This is a genomic window from uncultured Algoriphagus sp. (assembly GCF_963974365.1).
Classification (GTDB): Bacteria; Bacteroidota; Bacteroidia; order Cytophagales; family Cyclobacteriaceae; genus Algoriphagus.
In genome coordinates this window covers 539,423-558,120 of sequence record NZ_CAXBBX010000001.1, presented here as the reverse complement: position 1 = coordinate 558,120, position 18,698 = coordinate 539,423, and the positions used below count along the sequence as shown (strand labels likewise).

At 41.9% G+C, this 18,698-nt stretch carries 12 protein-coding genes; 5 read left to right on the top strand and 7 right to left on the bottom strand.

Features of this window, described 5'->3' with window-relative positions; translation table 11 throughout:
* Window positions 1-13: 13 nt before the first annotated feature.
* Complete coding sequence (locus AACZ87_RS02125; protein ID WP_339864385.1) at window positions 14-871, bottom strand: N-acetylglucosamine kinase; 858 nt, start codon at window positions 869-871, stop codon at window positions 14-16.
* A 181-nt stretch (window positions 872-1,052) separates the two neighbouring features.
* A complete protein-coding gene (locus AACZ87_RS02120; RefSeq protein ID WP_339864383.1) occupies window positions 1,053-1,688 on the bottom strand; it encodes a response regulator transcription factor in 636 nt (211 codons plus the stop codon).
* A gap of 499 nt (window positions 1,689-2,187) precedes the next feature.
* Between AACZ87_RS02120 and AACZ87_RS02115 the strand changes: the two genes are divergently transcribed.
* The 3 genes from AACZ87_RS02115 (at window position 2,188) to AACZ87_RS02105 (ending at window position 9,082) form a co-directional block, all read left to right on the top strand.
* Window positions 2,188-5,439, top strand: coding sequence for a TonB-dependent receptor (locus tag AACZ87_RS02115; protein ID WP_339864381.1), 3,252 nt, complete (start codon window positions 2,188-2,190; stop codon window positions 5,437-5,439).
* 12 nt (window positions 5,440-5,451) lie between these two features.
* Window positions 5,452-7,158: a RagB/SusD family nutrient uptake outer membrane protein gene (locus AACZ87_RS02110; RefSeq protein WP_339864379.1), complete on the top strand. Its 1,707-nt coding sequence runs from the start codon at window positions 5,452-5,454 to the stop codon at window positions 7,156-7,158.
* 88 nt (window positions 7,159-7,246) lie between these two features.
* Window positions 7,247-9,082, top strand: coding sequence for a PQQ-binding-like beta-propeller repeat protein (locus tag AACZ87_RS02105; RefSeq protein WP_339864378.1), 1,836 nt, complete (start codon window positions 7,247-7,249; stop codon window positions 9,080-9,082).
* A 295-nt stretch (window positions 9,083-9,377) separates the two neighbouring features.
* Here AACZ87_RS02105 and AACZ87_RS02100 read toward each other — a convergent pair whose 3' ends face one another.
* From AACZ87_RS02100 to AACZ87_RS02080, 5 genes are all read right to left on the bottom strand, one after another.
* The gene (locus tag AACZ87_RS02100; RefSeq protein ID WP_339864376.1) at window positions 9,378-9,731 is read right to left on the bottom strand and encodes a hypothetical protein; all 354 of its coding nucleotides are present in this window, start codon (window positions 9,729-9,731) and stop codon (window positions 9,378-9,380) included.
* Window positions 9,732-10,039: 308 nt separating this feature from the next.
* Window positions 10,040-11,578 carry a RagB/SusD family nutrient uptake outer membrane protein gene (locus AACZ87_RS02095; protein WP_339864374.1) on the bottom strand — a complete coding sequence of 513 codons (1,539 nt, stop codon included), beginning with the start codon at window positions 11,576-11,578 and terminating at the stop codon, window positions 10,040-10,042.
* 22 nt (window positions 11,579-11,600) lie between these two features.
* A complete protein-coding gene (locus AACZ87_RS02090; protein ID WP_339864372.1) occupies window positions 11,601-14,864 on the bottom strand; it encodes a TonB-dependent receptor in 3,264 nt (1,087 codons plus the stop codon).
* Between the two features lie 19 nt (window positions 14,865-14,883).
* The gene (locus AACZ87_RS02085) at window positions 14,884-15,741 is read right to left on the bottom strand and encodes a hypothetical protein (RefSeq protein WP_339864370.1); all 858 of its coding nucleotides are present in this window, start codon (window positions 15,739-15,741) and stop codon (window positions 14,884-14,886) included.
* Between the two features lies 1 nt (window position 15,742).
* Window positions 15,743-16,996, bottom strand: a complete 1,254-nt coding sequence (locus tag AACZ87_RS02080) for a YdcF family protein (RefSeq protein ID WP_339864368.1) — start codon at window positions 16,994-16,996, stop codon at window positions 15,743-15,745.
* Window positions 16,997-17,432: 436 nt separating this feature from the next.
* Between AACZ87_RS02080 and AACZ87_RS02075 the strand changes: the two genes are divergently transcribed.
* Window positions 17,433-17,762, top strand: coding sequence for a carboxymuconolactone decarboxylase family protein (locus tag AACZ87_RS02075; protein ID WP_339864366.1), 330 nt, complete (start codon window positions 17,433-17,435; stop codon window positions 17,760-17,762).
* A 95-nt stretch (window positions 17,763-17,857) separates the two neighbouring features.
* Window positions 17,858-18,574, top strand: coding sequence for a TVP38/TMEM64 family protein (locus AACZ87_RS02070; RefSeq protein ID WP_339864364.1), 717 nt, complete (start codon window positions 17,858-17,860; stop codon window positions 18,572-18,574).
* Window positions 18,575-18,698 lie beyond the last annotated feature (124 nt).

Below are 18,698 nucleotides of genomic sequence, written 5' to 3'. Positions count from 1 at the left end.
GGAAGGGATTTCTTTAATAATTAGCGAAGGTATGGCAATGATAATTTACCAGACCATCCATAGGGCTCTGCTCTATTTTTTGGATGGATTCTCCAAACTCATCAGCAACAGCCTTCAGGTGGAAAGCAAAATGGTAAGCTATAGAACCTGTAAATACAAGGGGAACAGATTTGTGGGATTTTCTATAGGGCATAATATAATATTCAAAAAACTGCCGGAAATTCTGGTAAATAATTGAATGTATGACTTGGTTGGAAGCATGTTTGAGTAGAAAGGGAGTAAATGAAGCCAAAAATCGATTGGCTCGGGGCTGGTTGTAGATCTTATCCAGAATCATGCGTTGATTCAGTTCATACTTTACAAAGAATTCTTCCCGAAGGTCATCCCCTAGACTACCCTGAAGTAGTTCACGGATAAGATCCCTACATAATACTGTACCACTTCCGTAGTCTCCCAGAATGAAACCCAAAGAAGGGACACCACCTATAATGTCTTTTCCATCGTACAAACAGGAGTTTGCTCCTGTTCCCAAAATACATGCAATGCCTGTTTCTCCCTGAAGTAAACTTCTTGCCGCTCCCAATATATCTCCGTTTACCTCAGCAGGAACTTGGGTAGGAATTAATTCGTCCAGAACGCATGCTAATTCAGCCGCTTTGGCAGGATGCCCACAGCCTGCTCCGTAAAAAACAACTCTATCCACATCTGAAACCTTGTCAAGCACCTTATTTCTAAGTTCTTTTTTAATTTCATCTGCTGCCAGAAAATAAGGATTAAGTCCTTTTGATTTAAGTGATACTAAGCATTCGCCTGATTTATCTATTAATCTCCAATCAGTCTTAGTAGACCCACTATCTGCCAATAAAAGCATTCAGTATTAATTTAATAGGAAAGAGCCTGGGCATAACCGAAGCAACATGATGTACAAATATGTTTTTAATAACAAGGATTGCCATCCCTGAAAATAGGGATTTGTCATAATCACCAGTGGTAATTATTCGCTAAGCTATACTTGTCTAAAGATTGTACAAGAAAAATGAATTAGTATCCTATTAACTAATCAGTCCTTTTTTGTAGGCATTATTTACTAATTCAGCCGTGTTTTTCGCCTTTAACTTGTAGAGTAAGTTTTTCCGATGAGTTTCAACCGTATTCTTACTGATAAAAAGTTTCTCGCCTATTTCAAGCGTAGTAAGTCCAATTGCAATGCATTCCAACACTTCGGTTTCTCTTCCGGATAAGCGTTCATTCACCTCGTATTTTGCAGAATCCTTTAAAAAACTGGTCAAAAGTATTTTACTCACTTCTTCACTGACATAGCTTTCTCCGCTATGAATGGAGTGAATGGCATCTACCAGGTCTTTTTTACCGGTATTTTTTAGTATGTACCCACTTGCTCCACTTTTTAGCATATCGGAAATAAAGTGTCGGTCTCTATGCATGGAAAGACCAAGAATCTTAAGCTTCTTATTTGTTTTACTCAACTCTTTTGTTGCTTCCACACCATCCATTTCAGGCATATTCACATCCATAATCACCAGATCAACCTGATTTTCCTTGCAATGAAGAATAGCTTCTTTCCCATTACAGGCTTCACCCACTACTTTAATTCCTGGCAGGTCTTTCAACAAGGCCTTTAAACCATCAATAAACATTTGATGGTCGTCCGCTATCAGCACATTGATCATAACGTAAAAATTTAACAGTAAACTCCATTCCTCTTTTTCAAGAGACTAATAGTAGTCGGTATTTATTGAATCAGACAATTAATTTCCACCAACGGAATACTCAATAAGACAAGATCCCTCCTATTCATTAGGTGGTCTGGAATACTTGTATCTGCTATTACTTTACATATAATTTTTCAATAAGCAGGACAAAAGTACTTCCATAGCATTTATTGACGTATTAAGGTTTAATGAAGTAGAAAATTTGACTATTGAAAACCCCACTTCATACTTCCCATAAGTTAACTAATTTATCCTTATTTAGCACTAGTGATTTATTAATATCCCTGTTTTCAGGGATTGAATAGGCTCATTTTTTAGAAAGATTTGAACATGAAATAATCGTGGGTTATACACAAAAAAATTTCAAGGATAAACATACCCTTGTTTTTACTGCTCTATTATAACTCCTCTTTTTATTCATAAAACACTATTCAACTCAACTAATTAAATGTTTAACATGAAAAAACTTTTACATTGTTCGTTTGTAGCGATGTGTTTTCTCCTCATTCATTTTCAGGTAAGTGCCCAGACCGTTCAAGTGTCCGGGACCGTTACCAGTGCCGAAGATGGATTGACTCTACCCGGAGCAAGCATTTTGGTCAAAGGAACCACGAAAGGAGTCACGTCTGACATCGATGGAACCTACCAGATAGATGCAGAGAAAGGCCAAACGCTGGTATTTAGCTTTATAGGTATGGTCAGCCAAGAGCGGACTATCAATGAAAGTGGAACTATAAACATTATCCTAGAACCAGATGCCCAGTCATTGGACGAAGTAGTGGTGGTCGGATATGGTACTCAGAAGCGTAGCGATCTCACAGGAGCCGTTTCTTCTGTAGACACCAAGGTACTGGAGTCCAGACCTATCACGGATGTGGCCAGGGGTCTCCAAGGAACTACTCCAGGTCTTACCATCACAACGCCGAGTGGGCAAATCGGCCAGAATCCTACCATTAGACTGAGAGGCTCAGTAGGTACCTTAAGTAATTCTGGAGGAGCCCAACCACTTATTTTAGTAGACAACGTAGAAATCCCAAATCTTCAGCTAGTGAATCCTGAAGACATAGAATCCATATCTGTACTAAAAGATGCTGCATCTTCCTCCATCTATGGAGCTCGTGGAGCATGGGGTGTGATTTTGATTACCACCAAAAAAGGTAAAAAAGGCGAAGCTCCTAAAATCAACTATTCAAACAACTTTGCCTGGGCTACACCTACCGTCACACCTTCCATAGCAAATGCTGCTGATGGAGCTGAGATGGCGTTCAAAGCATTGCAACGAACCAATCCTTCCACCAATGTATTCGGTGTAGTAGGAATGTATTTCGACGAATTAAGCATTCAAAAAATGCGTGATTGGGAAGCTCAGTATGGTGGACAGGACTTGGGTAATGATATGGTTTTGGGAAGGGATTTTGAAATCAGAGATGGTCGCCTTTTCTTTTACCGCCCTTGGGAAGCAGGCGACATGTTCATGAAAGACTGGACACCTCAGCAGAAGCATGATTTATCTGTAGCCGGTGGTACTGAGAAAACCACTTACAGACTTGGTGTAGGTTATCTAGGTCAAAATGGGGTACTGAAGGTAAATCCGGATGAATTCAATAGGTATTCTATGGATTTAAGTCTAAGCACTCAAGCAACTGACTGGATGGAAGTAAGAGGTGGCGTACTGTATAGTAACACCAAATTCACCAGACCCTTCTACTTTTCCAGTGAGACCTATGATCCATGGTATTATCTCCTGAGATGGCCAAAAACATATCCTTATGGAACGTACGATGGGCATCCTTTCCGTAGCGCAGTGACTGAAGTCCAACAAGCAAAGATGAACGAGGAAAACACATCCTTGACTAGACTTAACCTTGGTACGACCATTACGCCTATCGAGGGCTTGTCGATTGTAGCGAATTACACATTTGACTCACAGAACTACCACGACCATCAGACAGGTGGTGTAGTGTCGGCATATAACTTCTGGTCTACTGGAGCTAATCTTCAATATGCTCCTTACACCAGTGCCTCGTACAACAGAGTACAATATGCTTCTTCCTGGAGCAATAGAAATGTGGGGAAAGCATTTGCTACCTACGAAAAAATGCTCGGCGACCACTCCCTGAAAGTAATGGTGGGTGGAGATATAGAAGCCTATGAATATTGGTACCATAGTTCCCAGAGAAGAGATCTGATGGACCTGGACAGAGGTGAACTAGACCTTGCGTCCGGCGATCAATTTGTAGATGGAGCAAGAAACCAATGGTCAACTGCCGGTGGATTCAGCCGAATCAATTACAACTACAAAGGCAAATACTTCCTGGAGTTGAACGGAAGATATGACGGATCTTCCAGACTTTCTCCTACAGAAAGATGGGCATTCTTCCCTTCTATGTCTGCCGGATATGTGGTATCAGAGGAATCATTCTTTGAGCCTGTGACCAATGTCATGTCCTTTCTGAAACTTCGCGCATCTTGGGGAGCTATTGGAAACCAGAATGCCTACCTAAGTGATATCTACAGAATCATGAATTCTTATTCCTCTGGCTGGTTACTTGGAGCCAACAATCAATTAACCTTTGGAACTCCAGGAGCACTTCCTTCTTCACTGACTTGGGAGACTGTGACTACACTGGATCTGGGTTTTGACGCGAGATTCTTCAAGGATAAATTCGGGATCGCATTTGATTGGTACAATAGAACTACCAGTGATATGCATAGCGCAGGGGAAGTACTACCGGCGTCTTATGGCACATCAGCTACCAAACAGAATTTCGGAGAGCTGGAAACTAAAGGTTGGGAACTTGCTCTGGATTACAATCATGGATTCTCCAATGGGTTGAATCTAAATGCAACGGTAGTTCTTTCTGATTACAGAGAAACCGTCACTGAATTTGCCGACAACAAAAGTATTTATTCAAATCGTCCTGGCCGGGTAATCGGTGATATCTGGGGTTATGAGACAGATAGGCTCTTCACAGAAGATGACTTTGTGAAGGACGCCAACGGGGAATTTGTCTTGGACAATGGAAAGTATGTCATGAACGAAGGAATTCCATCCCAGGAATTATACGAGAGCGGCTGGTTTTATTATGGACCGGGTGATGTGAAATACAAAGATTTGGACGGAGATGGCGCTATCACCTTTGGTGAAAATACAGAAGAGAATCATGGAGATCTAAAAGTGATCGGAAACTCAACTCCTAGATATCAATATGGCGTTCGCCTTGGAATGGATTTCAAAGGAATAGACCTAAGCTTTTTTGTCCAAGGTGTTGGCAAAAGAGACTACTGGGCCAATGGACCGATCATGATTCCTGGCTACAGACCAGGGGAAGCATGGTTCTCCCATCAGTTAGACTATTGGAGCCCAGAGAATCCTGATGCCTTCTACCCACGTCCTACGGATGCAGGTCAATCAAACAATTCAAGAAACTTCCTGCCACAAACACGCTACTTGCTGGATCTTTCCTATGTAAGAATGAAGAATATCACTCTGGGATACTCTCTTCCGACCTCACTGCTATCCAAAATAAGTCTGGACAAAGTAAGACTTTATGTAAGTGGTGAAAACCTCTTTGAAATTGACAATCTCGATCTTCCACTGGATCCTGAGGTAGATTATACCTCTGCGGGTAATAATGATTCCAACACTTTCGGAAGAGTTTATCCCTATAGCAGAACCCTGTCATTCGGTTTACAGGTAACATTTTAAATAGATAGCACGATGAAACTAAGAATAAAAGCACTCGCTCTCAGCTTCCTTGCACTTTCCGCCTGCGATGAATTCCTGGAAAAGCCACCTTTGGATAGCCTAACAGATGAAACCTACTGGACTTCAGAAAGTAACGTCAGAAGTTTTTCATGGGGATTCTATACTGCCTATTTCAGCGGATATGGTTCCGGATACACTTGGGGGAAATTCTTTTCGGGAGAAACCCTGAATGACGATTTTGCACCTGCCAGTCCTACGCAGTTTAGAAGAACAGTTCCTACAGCAGCTACAAGCTCCTACTGGAATTTCACTTACGTGAGAAAAGCCAATATCTACCTAAACAGAATCCAGACAGTTCCTATGGAAGAAGAAGCCATACTCCACTGGTCAGGCGTGGCACGCTTCTTTCGTGCCTTGGAATACCATGATTTAGTGAAGCAGTTTGGCGAAGTCCCATGGTATGATGAGGAACTTAGCGAGACCGATGAGGAGACGCTATACAAGCCTAGAGATTCCAGAGAATATGTAATGGATAGAGTATTGGAAGACTTTGAGTTTGCTATGGAAAATGTCCGAATTGATGATGGAAACGATGGTCAGACTGTGAACAGAGCTGTAGTTCTAGCCTTTATGTCGAGAATATTTCTCTATGAAGGAACCTGGCAAAAATATCATAATGATAACACTGAAAAAGCAAAGGAATACCTGGAAGCTTCCAAAACTGCTGCAATGGAGCTAATCAATTCCGGAGCGTACTCCCTGGGTAATTATAGAGAAGTTTTTAACTCCCTGAATCTTACAGGAAATCCGGAGGTTATTCTCTTCAGACATTATGAACCAGGCATCTTGACCCACGCTCTGAATTCCTATAATAACATGGAGCCGCAGACAGGTGTATCCAAAGATGCGATAGAATCTTACTTGCTAGCTGACGGACTACCTATCGGTCTTTCTCCCCTATATCAGGGTGATCAAGGAATCGATAAGGTAATGGCAAACAGAGATCCACGTATTTATGAAACCTTGGTAACAGATGAGTTAAGATTGAACGGCATAGCCTCTAATTACAGCACCACTGGTTATTCAACGCACAAATTCCTGAATGAAGTGATCAAAGACGAACCTGAAGGAAGTTCAAACTTGAACTATACCGATTCTCCTGTAATGAGATATGGGGAAGTCTTAATGAATTACGCGGAGGCTGCTGCAGAATTAGGTACAGTGGGAGGCGCATCGCTTACCCAATCTGATCTGGACATGTCTATCAACGTGCTTCGGGACCGGCCAGGAGTAATGCTACCCCATCTGGAAGTTCTTGGGGATGATGCTGCTGTGAATGGTGTAGCTTATGATGATCCTGCACGGGATCCGGGTATTCCTTCCCTTATTTGGGAGATCCGTCGTGAAAGAAGAATTGAATTGATGATGGAAGGCTTCAGAACGGACGACTTGATGCGCTGGGAGAAACTGGAGTATACCGATACTCAGGAAAATTCAGATATCAACCGTGGAGCATGGATACGAAGAGTTGATTATCCGGAATTACAAAGTAGTGTGACACTGACTGACGGAGAAGAAGGCTACATTATCCCTGCGACTGCAGCAGTTTCCCAGCGATTGTTTGAAGACCCAAAAGTATACTTGGATCCGGTTCCACTCGACCAAATCACCTTGTATAACCAGCATGGAGTCACCTTGACTCAAAATCCAGGCTGGTAAGTAGCAAACAAAATTTTACCAGATGTCCTTCTTTCAATCTTAGAAAGAAGGACATTTTTTTGAATGATCAATTTCTAATAAGTAAACCATGAAAAAGCTTCTCCTTCTTCTTTTCCTCATAAAAATTAGCAGTGTCCATGCCCAGGATTTCAAATTTGCCTTTGTAACGGATACACACATAGGCTCTCCAAATGGTGTTGCGGAAGAAGACCTAAACCGGACGGTGGGGGATATCAACTCACTGGGAGATTTGGATTTTGCTTTGGTCACCGGGGACATCACTGAAATGGGTACAGATGAGGAGATTAAGAAAGCTAAGGAAATACTTGATGAACTTACTATCCCCTATTATGTGATCCCAGGAAACCATGATACTGGCTGGTCTGAATCTGGAGGTGTCACTTTCATCCAGACATTTGGATATGACAAGTTTGTCTTCGAACACAAGGGTTTCAAATTCATAGGAACAGCCTCCGGGCCCTATGTACGTATGTCGGACGGCCATATTCCCAGAGATGCTGTCGTTTGGTTAGATTCTGTTCTTAATGCCACTCCTGCAGATCAGCCCATCATTAATGCTAACCATTACCCTCTTGATAATAGTCTGGACAATTGGTTTGAAATGACTGATCGTCTCAAAGGACACAATATACAATTCACCATCTGTGGACATGGACATACGAATAAGGCTTATGATTTTGAGGGAATTCCAGGCACCATGGGAAGATCGAATCTCCGTGCAAAGGATAAGATTGGAGGATACACAATAGTAGAAATCTCTGATTCTACCGCCTTGTTTTCAGAGAGAACTCCAGGAGTGGTCACACAAAACCCATGGCGGAAAATTCCTTTACAAAATAGAAATTACGAGCTATTAGATGGCTACCCTAGACCAGATTACAGCATTAATAGCAAATACCCTCAGGTCTCAGCGAAGTGGAGTTACCACTCAGATGCCAATGTTATCTCTACTCCATTAGTACTGGAAAACAAAGTCTTTTTTGGAAATAGCCTAGGCAAATTTGAAGCATTGGATACTGAATCTGGGCAGGTTATTTGGTCATATCAAACGGAAGGAGGCATTTTCTCTTCTCCTGCCAGCTATAAAGATCTACTAATTTTTGGCTCTGGAGATGGGAATGTTTATGCCTTAAATTCAACTAACGGAACACTGGCATGGAAAGCCAGCACTGAAGCATCCGTACTAGGTTCTCCAATTATTGAGGGAAGCACCGTGTATGTAGGGGGTAGTGATGGAAAATTCAGGGCTCTGCAGGCTAAAAATGGGATGGTGCTCTGGGAGTTTGAAGGCCTTGAGGGTGCTGTGGTCAGCAAGCCTTTACTGGCTGATGGTTTAGTGATCTTTGGGGCATGGGATAAAAATCTCTATGCATTAAATCAAAAAACGGGGAAACTAGCTTGGAACTGGAATAACGGTTCAGCAAACCGCATGTATTCACCGGCCATGTGTATTCCTGTGACTGCTGATGGAGTGGTGTATATCGTGGCACCTGACCGTTACATCACTGCATTGGACATCCATTCCGGAGTGGAGCTTTGGCGTAGCAATGACGCCACGGTACGAGAATCCATAGGAATCTCTGAAGACAAAAAATTGGTGTATGGAAAAACTATGAATGATGAAATCGTAGCATTCCATACAAGACGTTCTAAGGCTGAAATAGCTTGGAAAATAAATGCGGGATTTGGATATGAGCACGTACCATCCATGTTGATAGAAAAAAACAACGCGCTGTATTTCGGTACCAAGAATAGCACGGTGTATAGTATAAATCCACTCACTCAGACGATAAACTGGGCACATAAAATTGATAATTCTATGGCCAACACCGTCAATGTAGTGGATGATCACTCGCTTGTGGTCTCAACAATGGATGGCAAGGTGGAGTGGCTAGAATTTTAAATAGTCAAACGTAGCGGAGGCTTCAATGGTAGAGATTCTGTCATAGATATAGAGAGGAGATTTCCATCATTTTTCAAGAGCTTAATATTACAGAAATTCAAATATCCCAGTGGAGATAAAATTTATTACCCAAATAACATTTCAGCGTTGGCGAAGGAAAAGACTCTATACAATTTATTGACCTAACCTTTTGACTGATTCAAGAGAGATAAATGAACCTCCATTAGTAGCTTAACAGCCGATATCCAGTGGCAAATCTCCATTTTATTGTATTAAGAATTTTCTTTATCAATTACTATATCGGATCTGTTTTTGGAAACTCTTCTCCTTCTTCAGGTGGTAGCCCATCTCCCTTTCTTGGGAAATATGGATCTTCTTCTATTTCTTTTGGTGGATCTTCAACTGGAACTTCCTGCTCATCTGGCAAATACTCTTCTTCCTCTGGCACCTCCTTGTTTGGATTGATTTCATCCCCATTCGGCAAAGGAATATTTTCATTTGGTGAAATTGGCTTACTCTCTTCTTTTTCAGCATTTGAAGCCTCAATTCCGCTATTTGAAACATAGGCAAGAAAACTGGCTGGATTAATAAAGAATTGTATAAATCTTCCAAGAGATTGTAAATGAAGGATTGAAGTTGAGTTTATCATGATTTCCATAGCTTACTTGTAGCATTTTTAACACAATCCCTATGCAAATCTCCTTACCCCTTCTAATTGGAAGCAATACGCATTTTTGACAGAAACCATTGAGATATAAATTCCATGTGGAGAATTTGCTACCACAATTCGGGTAGACAATTTATCAACAGAATAGCGATATACTATATCTCCACATGTATTTAAACACCTACTATTTAACTCCTTTATTTGGTCTAACTCTGTTTCAGAGCGGCATAGATTACTATAAAAAAAGAGCCTGTTGGAGGCTCCTTTTTATCATACATGATTTGCTGAGATTAGTTATACCCTGGATTCTGATACATTCGCTCAGGGTCAAGTTGGTATTCATCGAACGGAATCGGGTAAAACCTATCCTTGTCCGAGAAGTTCTGAAGATTTGATACCCCATATTCAGACTGGTCCTTGTTTTTGAAAAACTGAACTAATTCCGGAATGGTAAAAGCTCTAAGAAGGTCATACCAGCGTTTTTGCTCAAAGGCCAATTCCACTCTTCGCTCATGTAGGATGGCCAGTTTAAGTGTTGGGTATTTCATTGCATAATCAGAGTTTTGCATTGCCTGCTCATACAAGGGAAGGCCTGCCCTATCTCTAACCTGATTTAACATAGCAATTGCTTCAGCTTCATTGCCTAGTCGCTCATTCACTTCCGCCAGCAATAAAATCACATCTGCATAGCGCATCATGATATGGTCATTGCCTCCAAATCCATTGACACCTGCTGCATCACTTACATCACGGTATTTAGAGATAAAGTATTCCTGAACCCTGGAGTCTTCTGCATAATTCACAGAGAAGGTTTTTCTAGGATCATTTTCCTCGTATTCGTTTACCAAATCAAGGTTCACGCGGGTACCGCTCCCTGTAGCAGGTCTCTGGGAATTGATAGTTTCTCCCAAAGCCTGATTATTTCTGGCTACAGCAGAACTTAGATTCTGGTCTCCCTGACGGTAAACAATCTGGAAAATCAATTCAGGATTCGTAGATTTTTGATCCACATCGAAGACTGATTCATAGCTGATTTCCTTGAGGTCACCAAACATTCTTTTACTGTAGGCTGCCTCCAGGTTTTGCTTTGATAAGGTAAAATATTCACTAGGACTCTTTCCCGGTATCTGATTACTACCCATAGTAAGGTAAACCTCTCCCAGCAAAGCCAATGCTGCCACTTTAGACACTCTGCCTTTGCCCGATATGGGTTGATGATCCGGCAAAGAACTTGCGGTAGCCAATTCGAGATCAGCAATGATTTGAGCATATATATTGGCTTCTGCTTCCCTGAAAGTAACCGCCTCCAATTCATCAGGAGTCTTCACTTCTATCGTTACCAAAGGAACTGCCCCCCATTTTCTAACCAAATGATAATAAGCCAAAGCTCTCAGGTAAGTCGCCTGCGCAAGATGCGAACTTTTCAAACTTTCGTCGGTATAACTGACAGCTTCAATATTATTGATTACATAATTAGCCCTGGATACGATGGTATATAATGCTGACCAATGACTTTTCAGATAGGTGTTGCTGGGAATGAGGGAGAAATCTGTAAACTGAAATGGCTCCCCTGCACTCGATTGGTTGTCATTACGCCCCATGTCATCACTTCGCTCATCTATATAAACACTGCTACTTTCACCCAGAGCATTGTTACTTCGAATAGCTTGATAGATTCCGTTGACAGCTGCTTCCACATCTGCCGGAGCCTGTAAGAATTCATCTGCCGGAACTGCATTAGGATCCGAAAGATCCAGAAAGTCTTCTCCACAGGAAAAGAGTGCGCACGTGCTGATGAACATAAGAAATATGATGATGTATTTTTTCATGATTTTCAATTTTGTAATCCGATTAGAAAGTGACTTTAACCCCAAGATTGTATGATCTCATCAATGGATATTTACCATAATCTACCCCAGGAGTCAGGTTAGCCCCATCGTTGTAATCCACTTCAGGATTATATCCTAAATACTTGGTAAAAGTGAACGCATTGTCAACGCCCATGTATATTCGGAATGCTGACAACTTCATCTTCTGCAAGGCTTCAGGCTTCACATTGTACCCCACAGTGATATTAGTAATCCTTAGAAAGGAACCATCCTGAATGTAGAAAGTGGACAGACGTGTACTGTTACTTTGTGTACCACCTCTGGAAGCCTTGTACACCCATCCATTGCCAGGATCACTTTCACTTCTGTATCTATCATCCACTACTGCATATTGGTTGCCGGAGGCTTCCATATTGAACAGATAGTAATCCTGACCATCAAGGACTTCATTTCCCTGAGAACCGTTCATCGATACTGCGAAGTCAAAACTTTTAAAGTTACCGCTAAGCGTAAGACCGTAAGTGAAATCCGGATAAGGGGACCCTATAACTGTCTTATCCTCATCACTTACAATACCATCGCCATTTACATCTTCAAAGTAGAGGTCACCCGGACGAAGTGGATTGCTGGAAGCCAATGACCTGGGAGGACCTTTGATTTCATAGCCCTCCGGGAAAGACTGCGTAGATGAATTATAGGCGGCATCGTCTGCGGCAATATTATCCATATCGCTTTGTCTTACCATACCTGCCACTTTGAAACCATAGAACATACCTATAGGCTGACCGGTAGTAGTGATATGCGTCAGGTATGAACGCTCAGCTCCCCGGGAAAGGATAGTGCTGGCATCCCCTAGATCCAACACCTTGTTACGGTTCAGGGAAATGTTGCCACTAAGATTCAGATTGAAGTCGCTTTTGGAAACAACCGCCGCATCAATCTGAATATCAAAGCCTTTGTTTTCCACCTTGGAATCCGGCATGTTAGTGAGGACAGAAGTAGCACCGGAAATTGCGGAGATAGGTCTGTTCAGCAATAAATTGAAGGAACGACTTAGGTAAGCGTTGGCAATCACAGATAACCTGCCATTCAAAAATTCAGTATCTACCCCTACATTGAATTGACTAGTGGATTCCCATCCTAAAGACTGATCTCTCATATTGAGCGGGTACACACCTGATTCTACCGATCCATTTCCGAAAACTACAGGTTGAGAGGTAGACACTACCTGGGCATAGTTATAATCTCCTATGTTATTGTTTCCGCTAAGTCCCCAGCTCGCCCGGAGCTTGAGGGAGGAACCTTCTCCTAACCAGTCATTGTAATAATCCTCATTGGAAATATTCCAGGCAGCTGATACAGAAGGGAAATTACCGTATCTATTAAGCGGTCCAAATCTGGAAGATCCATCCCGTCTAAATGAAGCAGTCAGGTAATATCTGCTGTCATAATTATATCCAACCCTAGCCAAGTAAGAAAGTAAGCGGGTCTGGGTTTTGCCAGTACCACCATTCATCTGGAAATTGGATGGATCAGCACCTTTCCCGGTGATTTCAGGAATATTATCATTCTCAAATCCATTGGATGTTACACTAATCACATCGGTATCAGTTGCCTGCACTGTATATCCGGCAAGAGCATTGATGGAATGTTTATTGAAATCCTTCAGATAAGCCAGGGTAAATTCCCCAAGCTTATCCCTACGATCATAAGTCTGCGCAGTAGCATAAGCCGCGTTCTTTGCCTGATCAGAATATGGTGGGTTGGCCCCGCTACTCAAGCTGGTTGGCTTGTAGAATTCATACTTTTCAAAATAAGTCTGCATTCCCAAGTTTGCTTTGAAAGTCAAACCTTTCAGAATATCATAGCTTGCATTGGCATTGTAGGTTCCTCGCTGTCCACGACGACTGATAATCGTTTCACTAGCCAAGGCAAGAGGGTTTTCTATGCTCTGAAACCCATAAGCTGAAGAAAGTGAAGCAGCTTCGTTCTTAGCCAAGGTTCCATCTTCATTGTAAGCCTTGAAGATCGGCATGTAGATCAAAGCTCCCAAAATAGGTCCCTGATTGAATCTACCTTCCTGAACCTCACGGTTAATATTGCTGGTAAAAGCTACGTTCGCTCCTACCCTAAATCGCTCACTTACTTTAGAATCTACATTCAACCTTAAATTAAATCTATCCTGATTTGTAGTCTCAATAATTCCTGGCTGATGCTGGTATCCACCACTTAGAAAATATCGGGATTTCTCATTTCCACCATTTACAGAAAGGTTGTATCGCTGGGTATGTGCGTTTCTATAAAGTACGTCCTGCCAATCTGTATCATACTCCGGTGCGATAGCCTGCTGATTGGCAAAATCATAAAAATCAGTTGGGATACTAACCCCTCCTGCATTCCCAACATTAGAAACTCTGGTTTCATTGGAATCCGAATACATGGCATCAGTCCAGGTTCTTCCTGAATTCTCAATAAGGTTTCTGTAATTATTGTTTCTCGCATCAATCAATAAATCAACAAATTCTGTGGAGTTAAGAAGATCCACTTTTTTGGCTAACTGCTGAAGACCTGACTGATAGTCAAATTCCACCTGCGCTTTTCCTTCCGTTCCTCTTTTGGTGGTAATCAACACTACCCCACCCGAGGCCCGGGAGCCGTAGATTGCGGCAGAAGCAGCATCTTTAAGGATGTCGATGGATTCTATATCATTCGGATTGATATACACATCATTGGCCGCAGGATAGCCATCTATTACATAAAGTGGAGATGAACTGGCATTGATAGATCCTATGCCCCGCACTCTTATTTTGGTTGTCTCGTAAGGAGCCCCGGAAACCTGAGATACCTGTACACCGGCAATTTTTCCGGTTAGCGCTTGTCCCAGTGTTGGGGTGGTCAAGTTCAGATCCTTTGCTTTGAGGTTGGACACGGCCCCTGTAAGATCAGATTTGCGGAGACTTTGGTAACCGATTACCACAACTTCGTCCAAATCAAGATCCTGGGATACCAGCTGAACGTTGACCATAGTCTGGCTTCCAATCGGTACTTCTTTGGAGCTATATCCCATTAGGGTAAAAACCAAAACAGCACCTTCTTGGGTATCCAGCTGAAAGCTACCATCAGGATCAGTAATATCGTAATTACTAGTTCCTTTTTCCAGAATGGAAACACCATCCAGTGGTTTTCCATCCTGATCCGTTACCGTACCACTTACAGTGCCTTGAGCAAAAGCAAAGCCCATGGAAAGAAGTGATAACAAGATCACATTGAATAATTTTCTCATCATGTAGTTAAAAGTTTAAGAATTAGGGGATTTGAATCAAGGCGGCATTCTGGGTTCTGGAAGAGGATACTGCTATACCAAGGGATGGATTGAGCAGGCAAAAGCCTTCCAACTCGTCTTTTCTATCAAAGTCTATCTGTTCAATTACCACCTCTTTTCCAGCCTTAAGGGATGCGTCCAAATCCAGAAAAGTCAAACGCCATAACCGCCCTTCAATTTGGTTTTGGATCAACACAAGAATACCATCACCGGCTATCCAGTGTAAATTTTGCACCCAGGGAGAACATCTGAATTTTCCTACCAAAACTCCCTGCTCGGAAGTCTTCTGGGCTTCAAGCAGTTTCTCAGGATCATAAAGGCGGACTTCATTACCGGAAGGTCCGTAGTCGGAAGTGGCAACCAGCATTTTGCCATTATAGGTGACATATTCAGGGCGTGTACCCTGAATGCAGGCATCGTCCTCAATGGTAGCAATAAGATTTCCGTCCAAAGTTTTTGTCCTTAAAAAACCATCCCAGTCAATGGCATAGATCATGGCTTTCCATAGCGTCCCTTCCTTATTCAGACGAATGGAATTCCCTATGAAAGTTGGAGAACCTTGGACATGAGCAATCCCTGTGGGATGATTGATCAAATCCTTTCCATCCACAGTAAATAGGTATTCTTCACCGGAATAAGCGATAGAATCCTGAAATGAAAACCTTCTCATCATCCCCACCTCACGGTCACCGTAGATATAAATACGATCATCTATGTTGGCTACACCCTGGGCGGCTCCCAATTCTGGAAGGGTTTGAAGCTGGGTAATGGACATTTCCTGAGCGCTCAATCGCAATAGAGCAAAGCTGAAAAGAAATGTAGAGGCAAAAATCTTCTTCATTCTAAGGATCAAGTGGTTCAACAGTATCAATTTGAAGAGAGGTAATCAGTGGATAAAATTCAGCAGTCGTAGCTGATAGACGCTTTCCATTGGAATAGGCATGGTAGCCCAGTTCACTTATACATCTATTATGCATTACATCTGAATAGATGTAGGAACTTTGCGCTGGAGTAGTCACCGTAATTGATGGTCTGTCAGTTGGAAAGCCGTAGCGGAACATGATTCTGGCAGTATTTCTCATGTTGGTGGTGGTGTGCCTTGCATGAGGATCAATCAGAATTGCTGATTCCGGAACCCCCAGTTTCAGCAGGTATCGTTTCATCTCTATTGCCTCATTGTGAAGCACTTTGTAGGGATGTACATACCCCCCGGAAACCATAATAAATGGAGCCCTCTTTTTCTGATATGCGTCAAAAGCAAGCTGGCAACGCAATACTCCTCCTGAGCTGAGGCTGTCTAAGTAATTGTCCGTTCCAGCTCCAGGAATTAAAATCAGGGGATAGTCGTACTTGCTCCAATCGGTAGCTTCAACAGCTTCGAAAGCAGCTTTATTTTCATACTCCATCATAGGTTCGAAGTCACCTGCACGCTCAAATCTGGCCATAGCCAAAGCATCCATGGCATAACCCATAGTCAACTGATAAAAGATTTTTGTACCCTCATATTTCACATAGGCCAGTTCACTTAACGCCTGAATATTAGCGAGGTAAGTGGATGAATTCAGGTTCATCCCCAATGAGTCAATTTTAGGATAATTAGGTTTCTCACCCCGGCCATATACCGCAATGATGTGATTGATTGTGGCGGCGTCCTGCTTCCATGCGTTGGCTAAAAAAAGTGCTGGATCTTGAGATGAATTCAACTGATACATCCCGGAGGGTGCCAGATGCTTGATCACAATAGAAGTCAGTGACACACTTTCATTCGCGAGCTGTTGGAGGCGTTCAGCTATCAAATCAATTTCCTGTGCGGTAAATCCGAAGGCAGCTGGATAACAAGTTGCTTCCTTTCCACAGTCCTTTAACGATTCGGACAAAAGATCAAATTTTGCGGAAGCAATTGCCAACAGAGCTTTATCCTTTTCTAAGAGACTTTTTACTTCAGCCATCTCCTCAATCAAGCTGAGCAGATAGACATTTTTCGACAAAGTTGGATGCTGACCTAAGACTGGAAGGTAATTGGGCTGAGGATCACTTTGTCCCCAACAAACGTTTACCAAAAGCAGCAATAGGAGCAATAAAGGCGGCTTTTTCATGCCACAAAGGACGAAAGCATTTGAGTGATTTAGAGCGCTGCTTCAGTTATCAAAAAATGAAAAAATTGTGACGTGAAGGTCCTTGTCAGGCCTTGACAGGAAAGTGAATGTTGGAGTATAAAACCCGCAAAAATGGATTAAAATCAATCTATTAAAGCTGAGCAAAATTTTTAGACTAGGGAATTGTTAAACATCTGAAGCAAATAGCTGCAAAAAATGGGAGGAAGAGAATAAGTTGACTTTTTGTGAAAAAGTTTTCTCCTTGTTAATACTATGTTAAACACAAGCTTTTTCCACCAGTTATCCTTAGTTGATATTAAAAAATCAACAATTGTGATGAATGGAAATAGGAGTTTTAATCATTTACTGGATAGAATTTGATTTTCCAGCATAGTATTTCAGTATTCGTTAAATTCAAAAAAAACTCTCACGAACCATGAATGAATACCAAAATCCCAAGGACAGAAAATACACCAATGATTTGCTAAATGCAGCTCCAAAAGAGTCTGCTGCATTTATGAATCTCAAACACACAGCAGAAAGAAAAGACGGAGTAATTCCTGTGAAATACCGGGAACTCATGTCCATCGCTGTGGCGCTTACCACTCAATGTGCCTATTGCTTAGAATCCCATATCCAAAACGCTAAGAATGCCGGGGCTTCAAAAGAAGAAATTGCTGAAACAGTTTTTATTGCCTCAGCCATCAGGGCAGGTGGAGCGGTAGGAAACGGGCTAATGGCAATGCGCATTTTTGATGAAATATAAATTCTAAACACAGTTGTCTGAAGAACGTAGGATTAAAAACCAACTCATCCTACCTATCTCATGTTTTCCAAAAAACATGGGTCTAAAACCTTACCATGAATGAACCTAAATCTTCTTCCAAAAGGAAAAGCAGAATTCCACTTTACCTTTCCATATTAATTTTAGCAATATTGGCAGGATGTTACTTCACCATCCCTTCTTTCAATAACTTTCTCACCGAAGCATGGAATGTGCTTACCAGTGATGACGAAGCGCGGATTAAAACCTGGGTGGAAGGCTTTGGATGGATTGGCCCCGTTTTGATCATTTTGGCTATGGTGGCTCAAATGTTCCTACTGGTAATTCCCTCGTTTTTATTAATGATTGTTGCAATTCTTGCCTATGGCCCCATTTGGGGGGCTATAATAAGCCTAGTTGCTGTTTGCTTTGCTTCCTCTGTAGGTTATGCAATTGGTAGGCTGGTCGGTAAATCATTTGTCACCCGACTTTTGGGCGACAAAACACTCAAACAGGTCAGTTCATTTATAGAAGATTATGGTTTTTGGGCTGTGGCCATCACACGGATAAATCCTTTCCTTTCAAATGATGCTATCAGCTTTGTTACCGGAATAATAAAAATGGATTATTGGAAGTTTATTGCTGCCACCTTAACAGGCATAACTCCACTAATCCTGCTGATTGCTATAACTGGAAAAAACACGGAATCTCTCAAAAATGGTTTGATTTGGGGATCCATTGCCTGCTTGGTAATATTTATGGGATATATTTTCTGGGATAAAAGAATAAAGGGTAATCGAAAAACTGCTCTTTAATATGCAAGATCCCACTGCATAAAAAAGAGAAACATGCTCTCACCTAAATGGTCAAATCAACCTCGGGATTGATTTGTTTTCAAGAGATAAGCATGTTCCTGAGAAGCTTCAATTATTGGAGTTG

Excerpts from the sequence above, each read along its gene's own strand:
- AACZ87_RS02125 (WP_339864385.1), bottom strand. The coding sequence starts at position 871 with ATGCTTTTATTGGCAGATAGTGGGTCTACTAAGACTGATTGGAGATTA.
- AACZ87_RS02120 (WP_339864383.1), bottom strand. The coding sequence starts at position 1,688 with ATGATCAATGTGCTGATAGCGGACGACCATCAAATGTTTATTGATGGT.
- AACZ87_RS02115 (WP_339864381.1), top strand. The coding sequence starts at position 2,188 with ATGAAAAAACTTTTACATTGTTCGTTTGTAGCGATGTGTTTTCTCCTC.
- AACZ87_RS02110 (WP_339864379.1), top strand. The coding sequence starts at position 5,452 with ATGAAACTAAGAATAAAAGCACTCGCTCTCAGCTTCCTTGCACTTTCC.
- AACZ87_RS02105 (WP_339864378.1), top strand. The coding sequence starts at position 7,247 with ATGAAAAAGCTTCTCCTTCTTCTTTTCCTCATAAAAATTAGCAGTGTC.
- AACZ87_RS02100 (WP_339864376.1), bottom strand. The coding sequence starts at position 9,731 with ATGATAAACTCAACTTCAATCCTTCATTTACAATCTCTTGGAAGATTT.
- AACZ87_RS02095 (WP_339864374.1), bottom strand. The coding sequence starts at position 11,578 with ATGAAAAAATACATCATCATATTTCTTATGTTCATCAGCACGTGCGCA.
- AACZ87_RS02090 (WP_339864372.1), bottom strand. The coding sequence starts at position 14,864 with ATGATGAGAAAATTATTCAATGTGATCTTGTTATCACTTCTTTCCATG.
- AACZ87_RS02085 (WP_339864370.1), bottom strand. The coding sequence starts at position 15,741 with ATGAAGAAGATTTTTGCCTCTACATTTCTTTTCAGCTTTGCTCTATTG.
- AACZ87_RS02080 (WP_339864368.1), bottom strand. The coding sequence starts at position 16,996 with ATGAAAAAGCCGCCTTTATTGCTCCTATTGCTGCTTTTGGTAAACGTT.
- AACZ87_RS02075 (WP_339864366.1), top strand. The coding sequence starts at position 17,433 with ATGAATGAATACCAAAATCCCAAGGACAGAAAATACACCAATGATTTG.
- AACZ87_RS02070 (WP_339864364.1), top strand. The coding sequence starts at position 17,858 with ATGAATGAACCTAAATCTTCTTCCAAAAGGAAAAGCAGAATTCCACTT.